Source organism: Bacteroides sp. 2_2_4, from assembly GCF_000157055.1.
GTDB lineage: Bacteria > Bacteroidota > Bacteroidia > Bacteroidales > Bacteroidaceae > Bacteroides > Bacteroides ovatus.
Genome location: NZ_EQ973356.1, coordinates 167,130 through 188,405, shown reverse-complemented (window position 1 = coordinate 188,405; position 21,276 = coordinate 167,130). Strand labels below are relative to the sequence as shown.

The following is a 21,276-nucleotide window of genomic DNA, read 5'->3' as shown; positions in this document are numbered from 1 at the left end:
CTCGCACCAGGTTACGGATAGGAATTCTATTAAGTAAATATTCAGAGTATCAGGTGGATTATATATCCTCCGAGAGTGAGATCGGTAAACTGATTGAAGAAGCCGACTTGATTATTGGTGCGGGGATTACCGCTTACGAAGGGGTATTGCGCCGAAAGCCGGTGATTGTAGTGGGTGATTATGGCTTGGGAGGTCTGGTTACTCCGGATACATTCCGCAAGCATTATAACAATCGGTTTAGAGGGAAGATTAATGGTGTCAGAAATGAATCTTTCTCATTAGAGAATTTAGAAAAGGAAATTTATAAAAGTTTTAATTTGACTTTTCAAGAATTACAAATGATGTCAAACCAAACCATAACCTTGCAAAACATCTAAATATCTGAATTTCTTAATTTAATAGTTTGATGCATAAAACTGGTTAGGAATATGGGGGTGCGTGAGCATCCCCATATTTATATAAGATTATGTACTGACTATCGGTCTTGATCTTCGTTTTTCACCATTCCCTTGTATTGTTCCGGCAGGGCGCTTTCAACCGCAGCGTAGGCCTCTGCCATGGTTGCCTTGATATTTTCCATTCCTTTCCCTTTGGGAGGAATAGGCTCGTGAATAGTCAGAATCATGCGATGACGGTGTATCCATTTGCCTGTGCGTGGCAGAATCTCGAATGAGCCGTCAATGGTGACGGGTACAACCGCCAACTGTAAATCATCAGCCAACTGGAAAGCGCCTTTCTTAAAGTATCCCATGTGTCCTGTAAATGTACGCGCTCCTTCAGGAAAGACTACGAGAGAAACCCCGTCTTTCAATGAGTCTTTTGCCTGCCGGATTGTTTCCAATACTTTTTTAGGACCAGATCTGTCTACAAAGATATGTCCTGCACTTTCACAGGCTTTTCCTACAAACGGCAGTTTGCGCAGGCTTTTTTTCATCATCCACTTAAAGTTTCTTCCGATGAAGCCGTAAATAAGGAAAATATCAAATGAACCCTGATGGTTAGGTACGAAAATATAGGAAGTCTTGTCATGCAACTTTTCACGTCCCTCAATCTTCACGGGAATCAATAGAAACAGACAAATTAATTGTGACCAAATCTTCCCCGGATAATATCCCCAGATGTGGGCTCCTCCCAAGAGAGAACCTACAATAGTGACGATTGCCGTGAGGATGGTCAACACTAATAAAATAGGCAAAGCGATGCAAATCTGATAAATATAATACAGTATCTTCATAGGGTTGGATTTTTATCCTGCAAATATACATGATTATTGGTAAAAAAGAGAGGCAGATGTGATATAATCTTTTTGATTGTGTTATTTTTGCCTCTTGTTATTAGAGATAGTTACAAAATTATGATACGTATATTACATACTGCCGACTGGCATCTGGGACAAACCTTTTTTGGTTATGATCGCACGGAAGAACATGGAGTATTCCTGAATTGGCTGGCAGAAGAAATTCGTCAGAAAGAGATTGATGCATTGATTATAGCCGGAGATGTTTTTGATGTTTCCAACCCTTCCGCAGCATCCCAAAGCATGTATTATCAGTTTATTTATCGGGTGACAGCAGAGAATCCGTATTTGCAGATTGTCATTGTTGCCGGCAATCATGATTCGGCAGCACGCCTGGAGGCTCCTTTGCCTCTGTTGCAAGCTATGCGGACGGAAGTCAGAGGGGTAGTTCGCAAGCTCGAAGGCGGAGAAATCGATTATGACCATTTGACTGTGGAACTGAAGAACCGGAAAGGGGAAGTGGAATTGCTTTGCATGGCAGTTCCTTTTCTGCGTCAGGGAGATTATCCGGCCGTGCAAACGGAAGGCAATCCGTATGCGGAGGGAGTTCGCGAACTTTATGCACAACTTTTGCAAAGGCTATGGAAGCGAAGGACGGAGAATCAGGCGATTCTTGCCATCGGTCATTTGCAGGCTACAGGATCGGAAATTGCAGAGAAGGATTATAGCGAGCGTACCGTGATTGGTGGGCTGGAGTGCGTATCTCCGGAAACTTTTTCCGAACAGATAGCTTATACGGCATTGGGACATATACATAAAGCGCAGCGAGTGTCCGGAAGAGAGAATGTGCGGTATGCCGGAAGTCCCATTCCGATGTCTTTTGCCGAGAAACATTATCATCATGGAGTCGTGATGGTGACTTTCGACGGAGGTTGTGCGGTGGACATTGAACGGTTGGAATGCCCGAAATTAATACCTTTGTTGAGTGTCCCGAACGGAGAACCTGTTTCACCGGAAGCCGTCTTGGAAGCCTTGAAGGAACTACCCGAGACAGAAGCCGTAGCCCCATATCTGGAAGTAAAGGTATTGTTGGAGGAACCGGAACCCATGCTTCGGCAGGAGATTGAAGATGCACTGGCAGATAAAAACTATCGGTTGGCGCGTATTGTTTCTACCTATCGCACTGAAACTGGAAATACGACGAAAGAAAATGAAAACTGGAAGAGGGGGTTGCAGGAAATGTCTCCCTTGCAGATTGCACAGTCTGCCTTTGAGAAGATTTATCAGGTGGAAATGCCTGTAGAACTGACAGGTTTGTTTGAAGAGGCCTATTTGGCTGCTACCCGTAAAGAAGAGGAGGAAGAAGAATGAAAATACTAGCTATACGATTGAAGAATCTGACCTCGATAGAAGGAACGGTAGAAGTGGATTTTATGGCAGAACCATTACATTCTGCAGGTATCTTTGCCATTTCAGGACCTACCGGTGCAGGTAAGTCTACTTTATTAGATGCCTTATGCCTGGCATTGTATGATAAGGCTCCCCGCTTTGCTACTTCAGTGGAAAATGTGAACCTGGCAGATGTGGGAGACAATCAGATTAATCAGTCTGATGTTAGAAATTTGCTGCGCCGGGGGACAAGTGATGGTTATGCGGAAGTCGATTTTTTAGGTATTGACGGACGGCGTTACCGTTCTCGTTGGTCGGTGAGGCGGACAAGAAACAAGATAAACGGTTCTTTGCAGCCACAAACGCTGGAAGTGAAAGAACTGGATACGGAGAAAGAATTTCAAGGTACCAAGAAAGAGTTGTTGATTCAGTTGGTGGAGTTGGTTGGCCTGACGTATGAACAGTTCACCCGTACAGTATTATTGGCACAAAATGATTTTGCTACATTTCTGAAATCAAAAGGGGCGGCAAAAGCAGAATTACTGGAGAAGTTGACAGGAACTGGCGTGTATTCCCGGATTTCTCAAGAGGTCTATGCCCGGAATAAGGCGGCACAAGAGGAGGTGACCTTGATTCAGAATCGAATGAATGTGATCGAATTGATGCCGGAAGAAGAGCTGCTTGCTCTGCAAAAAGAGAAAGAACTATCAATTGAAAAGCGCGCGGCAGGGATTAAACTGCTGGCAGAACAGAATGAACAACTGAATGTGGTTCGTTCATTAAAAATACAGGAAGAACTTTGGAAGAAAAAGCAGCAGGAAGAACAGGAGGAACAGGCCAGGGAGAAAGTATTGCAGGGTGCATTGGCTTCCCAAGAGGAAGGATTGGTGCATTTTAAGGCACAATGGGAGGCCATACAGCCGGACTTGAAGAAAGCACGTCAATTGGATGTACAGATACAGTCTCAACAAAGCAGCTATATACAGTCGCAGCAGATTTTACAAGCGGCTAACAGGCAGGTGGCGGAGCAGGAACAAAAAATGCGAGTGGCTGCGGAACAATTACAGGTGTCTTATTCTTCTCTGAACCGCTTATTAAGCCATGTAGGGATAGAAGAAGCACTGCAACTTGAACAGGTGGAAGAGATTCTACGGCAAGAAGAAAGTAAACTGGCTGCCGCTACCAGTACGAATGAGGAACGTTTGTTGCGCTTAAATTCTTTCGGATATCCGTTATTGGCCGAAGAACAGGTGAAGTTGCAAAAAGAGTTGACTCGTCAGCAGAATATCCGGCAATTAACGGAAACGCAGACGAAAGCAAAGACGGAAATAGAAAGACTGGAGAAAGAAGTGGCCAATTGTCTGAAACAATTGACGGAGCAAGAAACCGCATTGAAAGTTACTCAACGTCTTTACGAAAATGCACGTATGGCAGTGGGAAAAGACGTGAAAGCATTGCGCCGGCAATTACAGGAAGGGGAGGCTTGTCCGGTTTGCGGTAGCACAGCGCATCCTTATCATCAGGAACAGGAGGTGGTAGATACTCTTTTCCGGAGTATAGAGCAGGAGTATAATGTAGCATCAACCAACTATCAGCAGATGAATAACCGGAGCATTGCTCTGCAACGTGATTTGGCGCATCAAAAAACGGTGGACGGACAGATCGCGGAACAGTTGGCAGCATTATATAAAGCAGGGATTGAAGCCGGAAACGAAGAGCAAATACAACACCGTTTGGCGGAACTGGCAATACGTATTTTGGAATATCGCAATCTTTATGCAGAATGGCAGCGCAGCGATGAAGAAATTAAAAAGATGCGTGCACATTGTGAAGCCCTCCGTGAGAATGTTTCTCTCTGTCGTTTGGCTATGCAGAAAGTATCGTCTGCCAAAGAACAGCTGGTAATCTTACAGAATGCTGCTTCGGCCGAACTAAAGAGATTTGAAGTGATAGAGAAAGCGCTGAATGTGCTTCGTCAGGAACGTTCGCAGCTATTGAAAGGAAAAAGTGCGGATGAAGCGGAAGCTGCCGTAGCAAAAAGAGAGAAAGAACTGAATCTCGCTTTGGAGAAAGCACGTAAAGAAGTAGAGGCGGTACACAACCGGCTTTCCGGTTTGCAAGGAGAGATGAAGCAAATTGCACTGGCTATAGGAGAGTTGCAAGAACAGTATAAAAAGATAGAGTCTCCCGAACTGCTTCCCGAAATAATAAAGAAGCAACAGGAAGAAAACCTGAATATAGAACGTGCCCTTTCTACTATGGAAGCCCGCCTGCTACAACAAGCAAAGAATAAACTGACTGTGGAACAGATTGCGAAGGAACTGGCAGAGAAACAAACTGTTGCCGAACGTTGGGCAAAATTGAATAAACTGATTGGCAGTGCGGATGGAGCGAAATTTAAAGTGATTGCTCAAAGTTATACTTTGAATTTGTTGCTGCTTCATGCCAATCAACATTTATCCTATCTCTCTAAACGCTATAAGCTGCAACAGGTACCCGATACGTTGGCACTTCAGGTAATAGATTGCGATATGTGTGATGAAATACGGACCGTGTACTCTCTTTCAGGAGGTGAATCGTTCCTGATTTCTTTGGCACTGGCTTTAGGTTTGTCTTCCTTGTCAAGTAATAATCTGAAAGTTGAATCTCTTTTTATTGATGAAGGTTTCGGCTCTTTGGATGCGGAAAGTTTGCGTACAGCGATGGAAGCATTGGAACAATTACAGATGCAGGGGCGGAAAATAGGAGTAATCTCTCATGTGCAGGAGATGAGTGAACGGATTTCTGTTCAGGTGCAGGTACATAAGAAAGTGAATGGAAAAAGTGTGCTTACCGTGGTGGGGTAAGCACACTCCTTACTACTTAGTATGAATTATTCAGGTTGGATTCTTTTACATTAATTCGTTCAGTTCGCTTAAATTCTTTTTGATTTCGTGGATACGATTTAAGAACTTCTTGCGGTAAATCCATAAGATCAATCCCAGTCCTCCGCCCCATAACAGGATGAAGAAAGCAATCATGCCCATTCCATATTGCCACACTTGCCAGTAGATAAATGAAAGTATAGCCAGGACTAGGAGAAAGGCAATAGCAATCAATCGTTCCCTGATGGTCCATCGATGGATACGGTTTACGCGGCTGATTACTTCTACCAAAGGCATCTCGTCTATTTGTGTCCGTTGGAGGAAACGGGTGGTGACGATATCCCAGCAAAGGGCAGGAATCCATGCGAAAATGATAATGATATAGATCGGGTTCAATCTGTTGTGCAACAGTACCTCCGCTAAAAATAAGATCAGTATCGGCAGAGAAATCAGAATAAGCTTGATGTTCAGTCTGGCAATGGCATGGATACCTTTGTCCGCATGCCTTATCAGCTTTTCAAGCTCTTCTTCTTTGATGAACTCTTTGTCTTTCAAGTGTTCATCCAGGGCATTCCAAGATTTTTTCAGTTCTTCCAGTTCCATATATCTTATTCCTCCTTTTTCATTCTTTTAAGTTTGTCTTTGATGCGACTTAGTTTGGTCGCTACATTGGTAACCGTCAGTCCGGTGATTTCTGCTATTTCCTCGTAACTTTTGTCTTCGAGATAAAGCAGGATAATTGATTTGTCGAGTTGTCCCAGTTGGTTAATCATCTGATAGAGCTGTTTCAGCATTTCGTTGATCGGGTCGTGTGCTTCTATGGCCCAGTCGGTATCTCTGGTGAGGCTGACTATTTCCGGCACATTCTTTTCTTTACGATAGAAGCTGATACAGGTGTTGAGGGCAATACGGTAAATCCAGGTGGAAACCTTACATTCTTTTCTGAATTTGGGATAGGCTTTCCAAAGATTCAGTACCACATCCTGATACAGATCATTGAGAGGAGCATTGGGATTGGCATACAGATAGCATACCTTGTAGATCACCCGTTCATATTCGCGGATCACCGACAAAAACTCTTGTTCAATAGGGGCGCTAACCTCTGCTGTTTGTTCTCTCATGGAATCTATGATTACTTTTCTGGTTAGTTAGTCGTGAGAAAAGGAGAAAAATCACAGGGGAATAAGGACTATTGGAGATTAGCTGCCAGAAACTTACACATTTCTTCGATACTTTTTCCCCGACGGCGGGCATAATCTTCCAATTGGTCTTCTCCAATCTTTCCGACGGAGAAGTATTCGGAAGCCGGGTGTGAGAACATAAGCCCGCAAACAGAAGCGTGCGGGTACATAGCTCCGTTTTCGGTCAGCGAAATGCCTATCTGCTTCATGTCCAACAGTTCATCCAGCAGGAAGTTGACAGATTGATCCGGTAAAGACGGGTAGCCGACAGCAGGACGAATGCCCTGATACTTTTCGACCAGTAAGTCCGCTATGCCTAAATTCTCGTCTTTGGCATATCCCCACGCTTCTTTGCGCACATATTCATGCATCTTTTCTGTTGCTGCTTCTGCCAGTCGGTCGGAGAGGGTTTGGACAAGCAGGTGTTTATAAGGGTCCTGTTCGTACAATCCTTCCATGTCCGCATCAATGGAAGAGGCAAAAGCACCGATGGTATCCGGGATGCCGGAAGAGATCGGGCGGATAAAGTCACTTAGACAAAGAAAAGGACTACCGTCTCTTTTCGGCGTTTGCTGGCGCAGTAAAGGAAAAGTGATGAACCGGTCTTTTTCTTTCTCAATAATCAGGTTATCCCCGTCAGAGTTTGCCTTGCAAAGCTTGAAGATGGTCTTTACTTCATAATCCCGGTCAAGCAGATCGAGCATCCGGTTGGCCTCTTTGAATAGCTGCATTGCTTCGGAAGCTTTATTACGTTCTTCTTCCGGGAAAGTTGTCAGCCACGAAGCACGGCAGGCATCACATCCGTGAATGTTGGCGATGGCTGCAAAACGTGGCTGGAACCCCCATGCATGGAAAAAGTAAATCCAGTTGATGTAGGGAGTGACTGTATGTATTTTATAAGATAAAATGGTACTCATAGGCTTGTTGAAGGCGAGCTGCTGTTTATCTGAATCTTAATTCCTGTCCGCGATAAGTCTCGTCTATTTCTCCGTTGTTATATAACAGATGTCCGTTTACAAATGTTTTCTCTACTTTCCAGTCGAATGTGTGTCCCTCTAATGGGCTCCATTTACATTTGCTTAGAATACAATCGGTTGTTACAGTCCATTCGCTTCCGGGACGGACTAATACCAGGTCAGCCTGATAGCCTTTGCGAATGAATCCTCTGTTTTGTATCTCATACATCTGCGCAGGAGCATGAGCCATCTTTTCTACTACTTTTTCGATAGTAAACACTCCTTTTTCTGTCAACTCCAACATGCTGACGAGTGAGAACTGAATCATCGGCATTCCGGACATTGCTTTTAAGGCACCGCCTTCTTTTTCGCTAAGTAAATGTGGGGCATGATCTGTGGCAATAGCATCAATCAAACCGCTATTGACAGCCTCTCGCAAAGCTTTCCGGTCTTGCGCTGTCTTAATGGCAGGGTTGCATTTGATGCGGGCACCCAGTGTCTGATAGTCCTCTTCCGTAAAGAGCAGATGAGAAACACAGGCTTCTGCCGTGATCTTTTTTTGTACCAAAGGTACATTAGAAAACAGGCTCAACTCTTTAGCTGTGGAAATATGCATGATGTGCAGGCGGGCGTTTGTCTCACGTGCCAACTGCACTGCCAGTTCGGATGAACGATAGCAAGCTTCTTCCGAACGAAGGAGCGGATGAAGAGCCAAAGGTACGTCGTCTCCGTATTCTTTCTTATATTTATCCGTGTTTTCTTTGATAATTCCCTGATCTTCGCAATGAGCAGCGATGAGCAGATCGGTTCCACCGAATATATTACGCAGACTGGCCATCCGGTCTACCAGCATATTGCCGGTGCTTGAACCCATAAATAACTTCACTCCACAAACCCGGTGTTTATCCAGTTGTGCAAACTGGGTATAGTTATTATTCGTTGCTCCGAAATAGCAGGAATAGTTGACTGCTGACTTTTCACCCAACAGAACAAATTTTTCCTCCAAAGCCTCCAATGTGGTAGTTTGCGGATTGGTATTGGGCATATCCATGATAGAGGTGACACCTCCTGCTGCCGCAGCACGACTTTCTGTGGTGATATCTGCCTTATGAGTCAGTCCGGGATCGCGGAAATGCACATGTTCGTCGATGGCACCCGGCAAAAGATAACACCCGGTTGCGTCTATTATCTCGTCGCAGGGGGCAGTTGCGTTTTCTCCGCCAACCAATATTTCGGCTATCTTTTCATTCTCGATTACTACTGAACCCAGAACTTTTCTTCCTTCGTTGACAACAACGGCGTTTTGAATCAGTGTACGTTTCATTTCTTTTGTGGGAATTTATGGAACCAACTATTTACTTTTAATTTTATCACACCAAATATGGCTTCTCCAAAGATGCTGCTATTCATTTTAGAAGTCCCTAATTCACGATTAATGAAGATAACGGGAACCTCGATAATTTTGAAACCACACTTGTAAGCAGTGAATTTCATTTCAATCTGAAAGGCATATCCTTTGAAGCGAATATGATCTAAATCGATTGTTTCCAACACCTGGCGGCGGTAGCAAACAAATCCGGCAGTGGTGTCATGTACAGGTATTCCGGTGATAAACCGCACATATTTAGAGGCAAAGTATGACATCAATACCCGTCCCATCGGCCAATTCACTACATTCACTCCGCTGACATAACGGGAACCGATGGATACATCTCCTCCTTGTTCCGAACAAGCCTGATACAAACGGGGTAAATCATTCGGATTATGACTGAAGTCTGCATCCATTTCAAAAATATACTCGTATGCGTGTTCCAGTGCCCATTTAAATCCAGTAATGTAGGCAGTACCCAGTCCCAGTTTTCCTTTACGTTCTATCATGAAAAGCTGTTCGGGAAATTCTTGTTGCAGTTTTCTTACGATGGCTGCCGTTCCGTCCGGAGAGCCGTCTTCTATGACCAGAATATGGAATACTTGGGGAAGGCCGAAAACGGCACGGATGATATTTTCTATGTTCTCCCGTTCATTATAGGTGGGGATAATTACAATGCTATCCGATGTCTGCATATAGATACTATAAAATTTAGAAACAAAAGTAGTTCTTTTTCCTTTAGTTATAGCTGAACTAAGGAAAATTTAACGTGTTTCATGCCCCATGCGGAATAAGACGGCAGATACCTTATTATAATACTTCTGTTCTTTGGGTGCATACTCCCAATCTTTTTTGTAATTTTGCGGGGAAATTTTATAGGTATGACAATAACTGAGTTGCAACAACAATATGCTGCCCATCCCAATATGGCAGTAATGAAGCGCTTGTTGAAGGACACTTCCGTTCAGACTGTTTTTTGCGGAGGACTGTGTGCATCCGCCGCTTCTCTTTTTTCTTCTGTACTGGTGCAAGAGGGTGGTTGCCCGTTTGTATTTATTTTAGGTGATCTTGAAGAAGCCGGATATTTCTATCACGACTTGACGCAGATATTGGGTACGGAAAGAGTATTGTTCTTTCCATCTTCATTCCGTCGCTCCATCAAGTATGGACAAAAAGATGCGGCCAATGAGATTTTGCGTACAGAAGTACTTAGCCGCTTGCAAAAGGGGGAAGAGGGATTATGTATCGTTACGTACCCGGATGCATTGGCGGAGAAAGTGGTGTCGCGCAAGGAATTGAGTAATAAAACGCTGAAGCTGAATGTAGGAGAGAAAGTGGATACCACTTTCATCACCGATGTGTTGCATAGTTATGGTTTTGAATATGTAGACTACGTATATGAGCCGGGACAATATGCTGTTCGCGGTAGTATTATCGACGTTTTCTCTTTTGCTTCGGAATATCCTTATCGCATCGATTTCTTTGGTGATGAAGTGGAAAGTGTTCGTACCTTTGAAGTGGAGTCTCAATTATCCCGTGAGAAGAAAGATGGAGTGTCTATCGTTCCCGATTTGGCGGTGACAGGAGATGTAACGACTTCTTTTCTGGATTTTATCCCGAAAGAGACTACCTTGGCGATGCGCGATTTTCTTTGGTTGCGCGAGCGAATCCAGGTGGTACACGATGAGGCGCTGACTCCACAGGCAATAGCCGTTCAGGAGGCCGAAGAGAATGGTGGCATTACATTGGAAGGGAAATTGATAGACGGCAGCGAGTTTACTGTACGGGCACTCGATTTCCGCCGGTTGGAATTTGGTAATAAACCGACCGGAACGCCCAATGCCAGCGTTACTTTCAATACATCTGCCCAGCCTATCTTTCATAAGAATTTCGATCTGGTAGCTTCTTCTTTTAAGGATTATCTGGAAAAAGGCTATTCGCTTTATATCTGCAGTGACAGCATGAAGCAAACAGATCGTATCAAAGCTATTTTTGAAGATCGGGGTGATAAGATTAATTTTACTCCCGTAGAACGTACCATTCACGAAGGTTTTGTAGATAACACACTGCGGCTCTGTATCTTCACAGACCATCAGTTGTTTGATCGTTTTCATAAATATAATCTGAAAAGTGATAAAGCCCGTTCGGGAAAAGTGGCACTATCCTTGAAAGAACTGAATCAGTTCACTCCGGGAGACTATGTGGTGCATACGGATCATGGTATCGGACGTTTTTCCGGCTTGGTACGTATTCCGAATGGTGACACTACGCAAGAGGTTTTGAAACTGGTGTTTCAAAATGAAGATGTGGTGTTCGTCTCTATTCATTCCCTGCATAAGGTTTCCAAATATAAAGGTAAAGAAGGAGAGGCTCCCCGGCTTAACAAATTAGGTACAGGTGCATGGGAGAAACTGAAAGAACGTACGAAGAGTAAAATCAAGGACATTGCCCGCGATTTGATAAAATTGTATTCGCAGCGTCGTCAGGAAAAAGGTTTCTCTTACAGTCCCGATAGTTTCTTGCAGCGTGAGCTGGAAGCATCCTTTATTTATGAAGATACACCGGATCAGAGTAAGGCGACGATTGATGTCAAGGCAGATATGGAAAGTGACCGCCCGATGGACCGTCTAGTCTGTGGCGATGTAGGATTTGGAAAAACAGAAGTTGCGATTCGTGCGGCTTTCAAAGCTGTTGCCGATAATAAACAAGTAGCCGTTCTGGTTCCGACAACAGTACTTGCTTACCAGCATTTTCAGACTTTCCGTGAACGTCTGAAAGGCTTGCCGTGTCGGGTGGAATATTTAAGCCGCGCACGTACTGCCGCACAGACCAAAGCTGTATTGAAGGGATTGAAAGATGGAGATGTCGGTATTCTGATAGGTACCCACCGTATCTTGGGAAAAGATGTCCAGTTTAAAGACTTGGGATTGTTGATTGTGGACGAAGAACAGAAATTCGGTGTCTCTGTCAAAGAAAAGCTGCGCCAGTTGAAAGTGAATGTGGATACACTGACTATGACTGCTACTCCAATTCCCCGTACCCTTCAATTTTCATTGATGGGTGCACGCGACTTGAGTGTGATTTCTACTCCGCCACCCAACCGCTATCCGATTCAGACCGAAGTGCATACTTTTAATGAAGAAGTGATAACGGATGCCATCAATTTTGAGATGAGCCGCAACGGTCAAGTCTTCTTTGTCAATAACCGGATTGCGAACTTGCCGGAATTGAAAGCGATGATCGAACGTCATATCCCGGATTGCCGTGTAGCGATTGGACATGGACAGATGGAACCGACAGAGCTGGAGAAGATTATTCTGGATTTTGTCAACTACGACTATGATGTACTCTTGGCAACTACAATCATCGAAAGTGGTATTGATATTCCGAATGCCAACACTATCATTATCAATCAGGCGCAAAACTTTGGATTGAGTGATCTCCATCAGATGCGTGGACGGGTAGGACGTAGTAATAAAAAAGCTTTTTGTTATCTGCTGGCTCCTCCGTTAGGTAGTTTGACAGCCGAAGGAAGGCGACGTCTTCAAGCAATTGAAAACTTTAGTGATTTGGGAAGTGGCATTCATATCGCCATGCAGGATTTGGATATTCGTGGAGCCGGAAATCTGCTTGGAGCCGAACAAAGCGGATTTGTTGCCGATTTGGGATATGAGACATATCAGAAAATTCTTACTGAAGCTGTCCATGAGTTAAAGACAGACGAGTTTGCAGAACTGTATGCGGATGAAATCAAGGGCGAAGGACAAATTAGTGGAGAAGAGTTTGTAGACGAGTGTCAGGTAGAAAGCGACCTCGAACTATTGTTGCCTGCCAACTACGTAACAGGCAGCAGCGAACGTATGTTGCTCTATCGCGAACTGGATGGACTGACATTGGACAAAGATGTGGAAGCTTTCCGTGCTCGTCTGGAAGACCGCTTCGGACCGGTTCCCCGGGAAACGGAAGAACTACTCCGTATTGTGCCTCTACGCCGTCTTGCAGCCCGTTTGGGTGCAGAGAAAATCTTCCTGAAAGGTGGGCGGATGACCTTGTTTTTTGTTTCCAATCCGGATAGTCCGTTCTATCAAAGTAAGGCTTTTGGTAAAGTGATAGACTATATGATGAAATATACTCGTCGTTGTGATTTGCGTGAACAGAACGGCAGACGGAGTATGCTGATTAAGGATGTTACTAATGTGGAAACGGCGGTCAGTGTGTTGCAGGAGATTGTGGCTTTGCCGGTAAAGGAAGCATAAATGAGTTGAAGATGCTATCATTGGCAACAACTCATTACTATGTAGCTTTTATTTCTTTCTCTTACCTATATTATTTTTTCGATTGACTAATGAGTTTTCGTTTGACAGTTGTTGAACTATCGTTTGACTATTGTCAAACGAAAACTTACTAGGTAATCAAATACATATCAATTGGAGAGCGCTAACTTAAAAGTAGCCAATAAGATCACAAGTTATAATTGATTCATAATCATGCCTTATGCTTGATTTATAATTTATTTCATTCTATCTTTTTCCTTTCCCTCTTTCCATGTCCTTTCTTTTTCCGTATAACTTGTCTATCAAATCTGAACGTCCGATACGTCTCAACTCATTGATGATGTTTTTTCGTTCTTCCGGTTTGTACCAGAAAAAGAATTGGCGTTGTGCAAGTTTCTCCCGTTGGGTTTTGGCACTGAATATCGGTTCTAGCGTGTATGGATGGAATCCGCTATACCAGGCTTCGGTAGCCACTGTCATCGGAGTAGGAGTGAAGTCCTGCACTTGTTCCAGGTGGAAGTCCAGACGTTTGGTGATAACGGCAAGTTCCGCCATGTCTTCTTCATTGCATCCGGGATGCGAAGAGATAAAATACGGAATCAGTTGTTGACGCAGATTTTCTTCCCGGTTAATGCGGTCGAATATCTTTTTGAATGTTTCAAATTGCTCAAAAGAAGGTTTGCGCATTATAGATAATACCCGGTCACTGGTATGCTCCGGAGCCACTTTTAACCGGCCACTCACATGATTGACTATCAATTCACGGGTATATTCGGCAGTGCTACGGTTGGTAGTTTCATCTTTGCTTTGATGAAGTAACAGGTCATAGCGTACACCGCTACCGATAAACGATTTTTTGATTCCGGACAAGGCATCTACTGCACGGTAAATATCCAGTAGGGGACGATGATCTGTATTTAGATTCGGGCAAACTTTCGGGTGAATACATGACGGTCGTTTGCACTTCTTGCAAATAGCTTCATCTTTCCCTTTCATCTGATACATATTAGCGGAAGGACCGCCCAAATCACTTAAATATCCTTTGAAATCGGGTAATTGAATAACCTCTTTTACCTCTTTCAGTATAGACTCTTTGCTTCGACTGACAATAAACTTTCCCTGATGGGCGGAAATGGTACAGAATGCACAACCACCAAAACATCCCCGATGAATGTTGATGGAAAATTTAATCATATCGTATGCCGGAATCCGTTTTCCTTTATATTTGGGGTGAGGCAGACGGGTATATGGTAAATCAAACGAATGATCGAGGTCTTTCTGGCTCATCGGAGGATAGGGAGGATTGACTACGACTATCTTATTCCCTACTGCTTGTGTGATTCGTGAAGCCGAATATTTGTTGGATTCTTCTTCGATATGTCGGAAGTTACTAGCCTGTTTCTTTTTATCTGCCAAACATTCTTCGTGTGAATAAAGTTGAAGGTCATCTTCGGCAGATGTCCATTCTGTTGCACGACAAAGATAGGCTGTCTGGGGCACAGATCCGATAATTGTTCTAAATTTGCTACTTGTCAGTACAGGTTCTTCAGTGGTGAGCAGGCTTTTCATATTTTTCACCAGGTCTGCAAGAGGCTTTTCTCCCATTCCGTAGATGAGCAGATCTGCTCCGCTGTCGCACAAAATACTCTTTTGTACTTTGTCCTGCCAATAATCGTAATGACTCAATCGCCTTAAACTAGCTTCGATTCCTCCAATGACTACCGGAACATCCGGAAAAAGTTTCTTTAGTATCTGGCTGTAAACTGTAGAAGGATAGTCCGGGCGCATATCCGGTCGGCCGTCCGGAGTATAAGCATCTTCACTGCGTAGGCGTTTGTTGGCGGTATATTTATTAACCATTGAGTCCATGCATCCGCCGGAGATACCGAAGAATAGCCGTGGACGTCCCAACTTCTTGAAGTCGCGCAGGTCGTCACGCCAGTTAGGTTGGGGAACGATGGCTATTTTCAAACCTTCCGCTTCGAGAATGCGTCCGATAACGGCAGCACCAAAAGAAGGATGATCCACATAAGCATCAGCACTGAATAGAACGACATCCAATTCATTCCATCCGCGAAGTTCAACTTCTTTTTTGGTAGTGGGTAACCAGTCGGTCAATCGATATTCTTTCATGCTGCAAAGATACGGATAATAAAAAACATCCCAATGATTTTTTTATTCATTGAGATGTTTAACTTCAATCATCAGGATGTTTTCTTCCAATCATTGGAGTGTTTTCTTAAAACTTCCCGTTGATTGTGAACTGTAATGTCATTTGTTCTCCGTCATAGATTTCACGGAAGCCGATACCTTGCTCGGACAGATATTCCTTTAGATCCTGAAACGCATCAGCATGGTTCATGATAATCTCTATTGTTTCACCCGGAGAGGCAGTGCACATCGCTTTTATTGCAGGAATCAGCGGACTGTATGCTGTTATTCCGCAGGTATCTACCGTAATCATTATTCCTCCTCTTCTTCCGCTTCCGGACTGGAGAGCCAGGTAAGATAAAGCTTGATGAGCTGTTGCAAGCCGAATGCCTTCATATTATTGTGATAAATCACGTCAATACAAAGGTCCAGCAAGTCTTTACTGTCTTCCTCCTGACTGGCGATAAGGGAGCGGATATTAAGTTTCAACTTATCCAGAACTGCTTCATCTACAATACCGGTACTGTCGATAAGATGACGGAACAGAGCATATTTCTCAATTGTTCTCAAGTTTTCATTAGATACTTCTATGCTGCGTGTACCGCTGGGATTTGCTTGTATAGTATACATTGTTTTTTAGTTTTAAAGGTTATTATAGTAGCAAAGATAGAATTTAAAATGAGAAACGGATTAAAAAAAGGATATTTTTTATTTTTGAGTAAAGAATCCCAGAATGCCTGCCATAATGGTTGCCCGGTCTGCTTCGGACTGGATACTTTCAAAAGGAAAGCCCAATACAAAAGTACGGTAGTTTCCTTTGTAGGCAATACCTGCACTCTGATTGCCGGGTGCATACGTAAATACGGGGAAAGCAGTATCTACGGGAACAATACAATCGGCAGTAGGTACAGCATAACTGCTTTCATTAGGCAGACGTGGGATTGTAATAGTACGGCCCAATCCTTTAATCTGATTCGAACTCTTATCCGTCAGGCTACCTTGATAACCATATTTCAGTATTTTCTCCGTAAACTCCCGGTTTCCTTGTGTTCCACTCATATCACTTCCTACATAAGCACCACTGACAAACAGGTTACCTCCCGCTTGGCAATAACTGGTCATAATCCGTTGCATAGCCGAAGAGAATGTCTTGTAATATGCTTTACTTGCAGGATCTTCTTTTTCCAGTCCCAAAATATAATCTACCACCGGATAATCTTCTAATGTAACCAATCCGTTCTCTACTGCTTCGTCGCTGCATGATACGAAACTATATTTTCCGGCTGCCTGAATTGCTTTTCCGTGAATAAAAGGATAGTCGAACGTGTTTCCTGCAATTTTCATTCCTTCTAATTCGTTTCCGCTATGTCCCAGACTTCCTTTTCCTTCTTTACCGGCTTGTGTACGGTCGAAGCCGGTTTGTGCTCCGCAAAATGAAATATTCGATATATACGGAACGCCGGGATCTTGCATTAGATCGAATCCAGCTTTATCAGAAGTGTTAACGACCGCCGGACCGCTGATTCTGTCAAAGCCATTGATGATGATTACTTTTCCCTGTTCACGTTTGGCTTTATAGGCAGAAAGGATTTCAGAAGGAAAACTTTCCCCACCCCGGTTTACAGCAGTTACTTTGAATGAATAAACAAGTCCCGGTTCTATTTTAACGGTGTGGGACGTTTTGCTGACTAAAGTGCCATTGTCAAAACCTCCATAACCGATGCGGGTATATACAATGTATTCCCGTGGTCGTGCAGTCGGTTCTTGCGGATCGTCTTCGCCTTTCCATGAAAGTTCTAATGTATTCTTTTTCTTTCCAAATTGAATGGCGAAATTGCTCACAGGCAGAGGCTGAACAATGTATTCTTTATCGTGCTGGTTGGTAATGAACTGCAAAATTCCTTTGTAGATGGCACGTCCCACTGTAAATTTAAAGTTCGGATCATGTCCTAACTGCATATCTGCGAAGTTCTGGTGGGAGAGTAGTTCAATAATCGTAGAAGGCGTAGCCGGAAGACGTGTTTCGCTATAATTCCGGTTCCACATGCTGCGGCGTGTCCACGGCAAGCTGTAGCTTGAATAAATATCTTTCTGAATCTGTGTCAGCAGAATGTCTGCCAGATCACGTGAGGCATACCGGTCTGTTCCTGCATTCAGTTTGCCATTATTGAAATCGGTGGTGTAAATGCCGAGTGATCCGATCAGTTCGTCTGTTTTGCTGCATCCGGCGTCACTGTGCAATGCCATCGTCATTTCCAAAGGTACGCCCAGACCCGACTGTTGTGGGTTATAGACGGAACTGCCCGATAAATAATTGATAACGTTAGAGCGTGTGTTGATATCGTCTGTATAGTCGTTTTCACCTTTTCGTCCGGCATATACTTCGTATGGCATTCCCGCCCATTGAGCAGAGTAGCGTGCTCCTTCCAAGTAACGCGGTAGCCCGCTGATTTTTCCTCCACGGGCAATGTTTCCCATTCCCCCTCCAAAACGTACTGCATCGGCGCATACAACCCCATGTTCGCTGCTCTCGTTACTAAGTACCACCATGCCGTAGTCGTTGCTCCCTTTATCGAATTCAAAAGTTCCGAGGTAAACCCATGTGCCTCCACCTATTTTCTGATTAACTTTAAATTCGGTTACTCCTCCGTTATGGAATACCAGATATTTGGCGTCGCTTACACTGTTGGGCAATGTTTGGTAGGAAACATAAACTGCATACTTGCCTGTTGCCGGTAGAGTAGGCACCCATTCGGCAAATACCTGGTCTTTATTCTTCTTTTTCTTTCTCTCTGTCGGAATAAAACGACAGGTTCCGTCAGTGAAAGGATTTTCTCCATCTTTATAGATTGTTTTCTTCTGAGCAAATCCTCTTACCGGAGCATTTGCCCAATTAATCTTTTTACCCCCCATTTCCAAATAAAGGGAAGCATTGGGGGTATCATTATCTACAATGATTTCATTCTTTTGTGTATCTCGTTCGCGGGGAGTATAGACAATCGCTCCTGCATTTTCCAGCATTGGAATTACATAAGGAAGGACAAAAGATTGAGTGAACATGTCTTCTGTGGTGCAGAATAATCGGGGACGTTGCCATCCCCATTCGTTTTTATCATTTTTGAAATAGTTGCCGTGGCTTTGCCAGATTGCAATGTGGCGGTCTTGTAGTCCGCGTGAGATTTCATTAGGACGTGAAGTGTTTTTCACCCAGGGAGCTCCTTTATAATCTACATTTAAGGATAACCGCTCCTTATCCTTTTTCTTATTCCGGTAGAAATTAGGTACCAAATCTTCAATGGGTTTCCCATCCGCATAAATGGTGAGTTGGTAATAATGAACGGGACCCGGAAGCAATTCTTTAACTTGATTATAAATGTTTTCTACAGTTTCCGGACGGAAAGGCTGGTAGGCGAAACTCTCCGATGCATAGATTGCAATCGTCTTACGGTCGTAATTAATATCGAAGCTATTCAGTTTAGGAGTGCTGATTTTGGCTGTTGCGGTATATTGGTTGAAGTAATCCGTCAGCCGCTCTTTTACATTTCTTTCAATATCCTGCGCAAAAAGAAAAGTTGCACAGAATGTAAGGCCTAGAAAAAATACTATTATTTTCTTCATACTTGTTGCTTTTTTGCTAAACGCAGATTATCACGGATTATCGCAGATTATTTTATTCTATTTTTCTTTGCGAAAATCTACGTTAATCCGCGTTTAATTCTCCCCGCAAAAATAAACAAAAAAGAGCGAGAAGTATCGAAACTTCCCACTCTTCTTTCATTGTTTTATATTCTCTTAATTAAGAATGATTACTCTTATAATGGAACATATTCTACAAATGCTTCCATTGCTTCGTAAGAAGCCAATCCCAATTGATCGTACAAAGTAGCTGTACCACGGTTACGATCCTCGCTACGTTGCCAGAACAAACGTTCGTCGTTACCCAGGAACGGAGCACTTTCCATTTGCGACTGATGTTTCAGGATAGAGTTACGTTTTGCACGAAGTTCTTCCGGACTGATCGGCACTGCCATTTCAATATTTTCGATTTCCCATTCAGCCCACGCACCACGGTACATCCAGATACGGCAGTCTTTCAGCCATTTGGCACCTTCTTCTTTTTCAAGATCGACAGCAGCAAATACAGCGTCTGTACATACACGGTGAGTTCCGTGCGGGTCGGCCAAGTCACCTGCAACGAAAATCTGATGAGGTTTCACTTCACGAAGCAAGTTACGTACGATTTCCACGTCTGCTTCACTGATCGGGTTTTTCTGAATCTTACCTGTTTCATAGAACGGCAAGTCTAGGAAGTGGCATCGTTCCAATGGTATATTGTTATAAGTACAGGCCGTACGGGCTTCACCACGACGAATCAGACCTTTGATAGTCAGAATATCACGACTGTCCATATCACCGTCTTTCTTCTCCTTCAGGAAATTGCGTATTTCTATATATTTTTCATTGATAACCAAATCTTCGCTATTATTGAAGAGCTGATTGAATCCATTGATAAAATGCATGAAACGAACTACTTCTTCGTCACCTACGGCGATATTACCGGAAGTTTCGTAAGCTACGTGTACTTCGTGCTTTTGTTCTACCAAACGGCGAAGCGTACCACCCATTGAAATAACATCATCATCCGGATGCGGAGAGAAGATGACCACACGTTTCGGATACGGTTTTGCGCGTTCCGGACGATAGGTATCATCAGCATTAGGCTTACCGCCCGGCCATCCGGTAATGGTGTGCTGCAAATCATTGAAGATTTTGATATTTACATTGTACGCAGAACCGTAAAGTGCTAGAAGTTCACTCAAACCGTTTTCGTTATAGTCTTTATTTGTCAACTTCAAAATCGGTTTGCCGGTCAACTGACACAACCAAACGATTGCACTGCGGATTAATTTATCATTCCATTCGCAAGAAGTGACTAACCATGGACGTTGGATACGTGTCAGGTTCATAGCGGCTGAAAGATCAAGAGCTACATGTGCATTATTGTGAGTTTGCAGATAAGAAGCAGGAATTGTGTCAGTGATCGGACCTTCCACACACTCTTTAATCATAGCTGCTTTGTTTTCACCCCATGCAAGCAGATAAACTTTCTTTGCGCCAAGAATAGTAGCTACTCCCATTGTAATGGAGCTGATCGGCGTATTATCCAGCGTTCCGAAAATCTTGGATGCCTCGTTTCGTGATGCATTATCTAACAAAATCAGACGAGTGGTAGAATTCAGTCGGGAACCCGGTTCGTTGAACGCAATGTTACCTACACGACCAATCCCTAACAAAGCAATATCAATACCTCCGAAGCTTTCAATGCGTTGTTCATACAGACGGCAATATTCGAAGATGGTATCTTTGGCAATGCTTCCATCGGGAGTGAATATATTCTGCTTGTCAATGTCGATGTGATCCAGCAGCATACTCTTCAAAGCATTGAAGTTACTGTTGATTGCATCGGGAGACAACGGATAATACTCATACATATTAAATACGATCACATTGCGGAAGCTAAGTCCCTCTTCCTTATGCATACGGATAAGCTCGGTATATACGTGGCTGGGTGAATCTCCTCCGGGAAGAGCCAATACACAGAAACGTCCTGCCTTTTGTTTCTCGCGGATGGTTTGTGCTATTTCGCGCGCAATATAGTTAGCACCTTCTTCTACGGATTCGTAGATGTCCGTAGGGATTTTTTCGAGTCTTGTCAAGACTGATTTTTCAAATGCATTCTCCGGTCTGTAGTATCTGGGGGAGACCCGGTGGAGACTGATTTGAGAACTAAGATTTGTTTTCATAAAGTTGTTAATTAAGTTATGTAAGATTAGCGTCCTTACGACTGTATTTTC

Annotated in this window: 14 protein-coding genes and 1 pseudogene; 5 read left to right on the top strand and 10 right to left on the bottom strand. The window is 43.6% G+C overall.

What is annotated here, in order from left to right; genetic code table 11:
* Window positions 1-377: hypothetical protein (locus BSCG_RS29560; protein WP_032849343.1), on the top strand; the 377-nt coding region annotated here is incomplete at its 5' end.
* Window positions 378-475: 98 nt separating this feature from the next.
* Here BSCG_RS29560 and BSCG_RS23390 read toward each other — a convergent pair.
* Complete coding sequence (locus BSCG_RS23390) at window positions 476-1,234, bottom strand: lysophospholipid acyltransferase family protein (RefSeq protein WP_004297350.1); 759 nt, start codon at window positions 1,232-1,234, stop codon at window positions 476-478.
* 120 nt (window positions 1,235-1,354) lie between these two features.
* On the opposite strand from BSCG_RS23390, the gene BSCG_RS23395 reads away from it, so the two are divergent.
* The 3 genes and pseudogenes from BSCG_RS23395 to BSCG_RS30850 all read left to right on the top strand — a co-directional run.
* Window positions 1,355-2,608: an exonuclease SbcCD subunit D gene (locus BSCG_RS23395; RefSeq protein ID WP_004297351.1), complete on the top strand. Its 1,254-nt coding sequence runs from the start codon at window positions 1,355-1,357 to the stop codon at window positions 2,606-2,608.
* Entirely contained in the window at window positions 2,605-5,472 is a 2,868-nt protein-coding gene (locus BSCG_RS23400) for an AAA family ATPase (protein ID WP_008774908.1), read from the top strand. Before BSCG_RS23395 ends, BSCG_RS23400 begins: the two co-directional genes overlap by 4 nt.
* A 509-nt stretch (window positions 5,473-5,981) precedes the next feature.
* Window positions 5,982-6,026 (top strand): annotated as a pseudogene (locus tag BSCG_RS30850) (hypothetical protein); the annotation flags it as partial.
* Between the two features lie 72 nt (window positions 6,027-6,098).
* On the opposite strand, the gene BSCG_RS23410 reads toward BSCG_RS30850, so the two are convergent.
* The 4 genes from BSCG_RS23410 to BSCG_RS23425 all read right to left on the bottom strand — a co-directional run bounded on the left by BSCG_RS23410 (window position 6,099) and on the right by BSCG_RS23425 (window position 9,691).
* Complete coding sequence (locus BSCG_RS23410; RefSeq protein WP_004297355.1) at window positions 6,099-6,611, bottom strand: RNA polymerase sigma factor; 513 nt, start codon at window positions 6,609-6,611, stop codon at window positions 6,099-6,101.
* A 68-nt stretch (window positions 6,612-6,679) separates the two neighbouring features.
* On the bottom strand, window positions 6,680-7,588 hold the full coding sequence (locus BSCG_RS23415; protein WP_004297356.1) for a vitamin B12 dependent-methionine synthase activation domain-containing protein: 909 nt from the start codon (window positions 7,586-7,588) through the stop codon (window positions 6,680-6,682).
* A 25-nt stretch (window positions 7,589-7,613) separates the two neighbouring features.
* On the bottom strand, window positions 7,614-8,951 hold the full coding sequence (locus tag BSCG_RS23420) for a dihydroorotase (protein ID WP_004312024.1): 1,338 nt from the start codon (window positions 8,949-8,951) through the stop codon (window positions 7,614-7,616).
* Complete coding sequence (locus BSCG_RS23425) at window positions 8,948-9,691, bottom strand: polyprenol monophosphomannose synthase (protein WP_004306020.1); 744 nt, start codon at window positions 9,689-9,691, stop codon at window positions 8,948-8,950. The genes BSCG_RS23420 and BSCG_RS23425 overlap by 4 nt, the downstream gene beginning before the upstream one ends.
* A 186-nt stretch (window positions 9,692-9,877) precedes the next feature.
* Here BSCG_RS23425 and mfd point away from each other — a divergent pair, with 186 nt between their 5' ends.
* Window positions 9,878-13,252: a transcription-repair coupling factor gene (gene mfd / locus BSCG_RS23430; protein ID WP_008774907.1), complete on the top strand. Its 3,375-nt coding sequence runs from the start codon at window positions 9,878-9,880 to the stop codon at window positions 13,250-13,252.
* Between the two features lie 264 nt (window positions 13,253-13,516).
* Here mfd and BSCG_RS23435 read toward each other — a convergent pair whose 3' ends face one another.
* From BSCG_RS23435 to BSCG_RS23455, 5 genes are all read right to left on the bottom strand, one after another.
* Window positions 13,517-15,403, bottom strand: coding sequence for a YgiQ family radical SAM protein (locus tag BSCG_RS23435; protein WP_004312022.1), 1,887 nt, complete (start codon window positions 15,401-15,403; stop codon window positions 13,517-13,519).
* 106 nt (window positions 15,404-15,509) lie between these two features.
* Window positions 15,510-15,734: a sulfurtransferase TusA family protein gene (locus tag BSCG_RS23440; RefSeq protein ID WP_004306023.1), complete on the bottom strand. Its 225-nt coding sequence runs from the start codon at window positions 15,732-15,734 to the stop codon at window positions 15,510-15,512.
* On the bottom strand, window positions 15,734-16,051 hold the full coding sequence (locus BSCG_RS23445) for a hypothetical protein (protein ID WP_004297365.1): 318 nt from the start codon (window positions 16,049-16,051) through the stop codon (window positions 15,734-15,736). Before BSCG_RS23445 ends, BSCG_RS23440 begins: the two co-directional genes overlap by 1 nt.
* 78 nt (window positions 16,052-16,129) lie before the next feature.
* On the bottom strand, window positions 16,130-19,039 hold the full coding sequence (locus tag BSCG_RS23450; protein WP_008774906.1) for a xanthan lyase: 2,910 nt from the start codon (window positions 19,037-19,039) through the stop codon (window positions 16,130-16,132).
* Between the two features lie 194 nt (window positions 19,040-19,233).
* Complete coding sequence (locus BSCG_RS23455) at window positions 19,234-21,225, bottom strand: glucosamine-6-phosphate deaminase (RefSeq protein ID WP_008774904.1); 1,992 nt, start codon at window positions 21,223-21,225, stop codon at window positions 19,234-19,236.
* Between the last annotated feature and the right edge of the window lie 51 nt (window positions 21,226-21,276).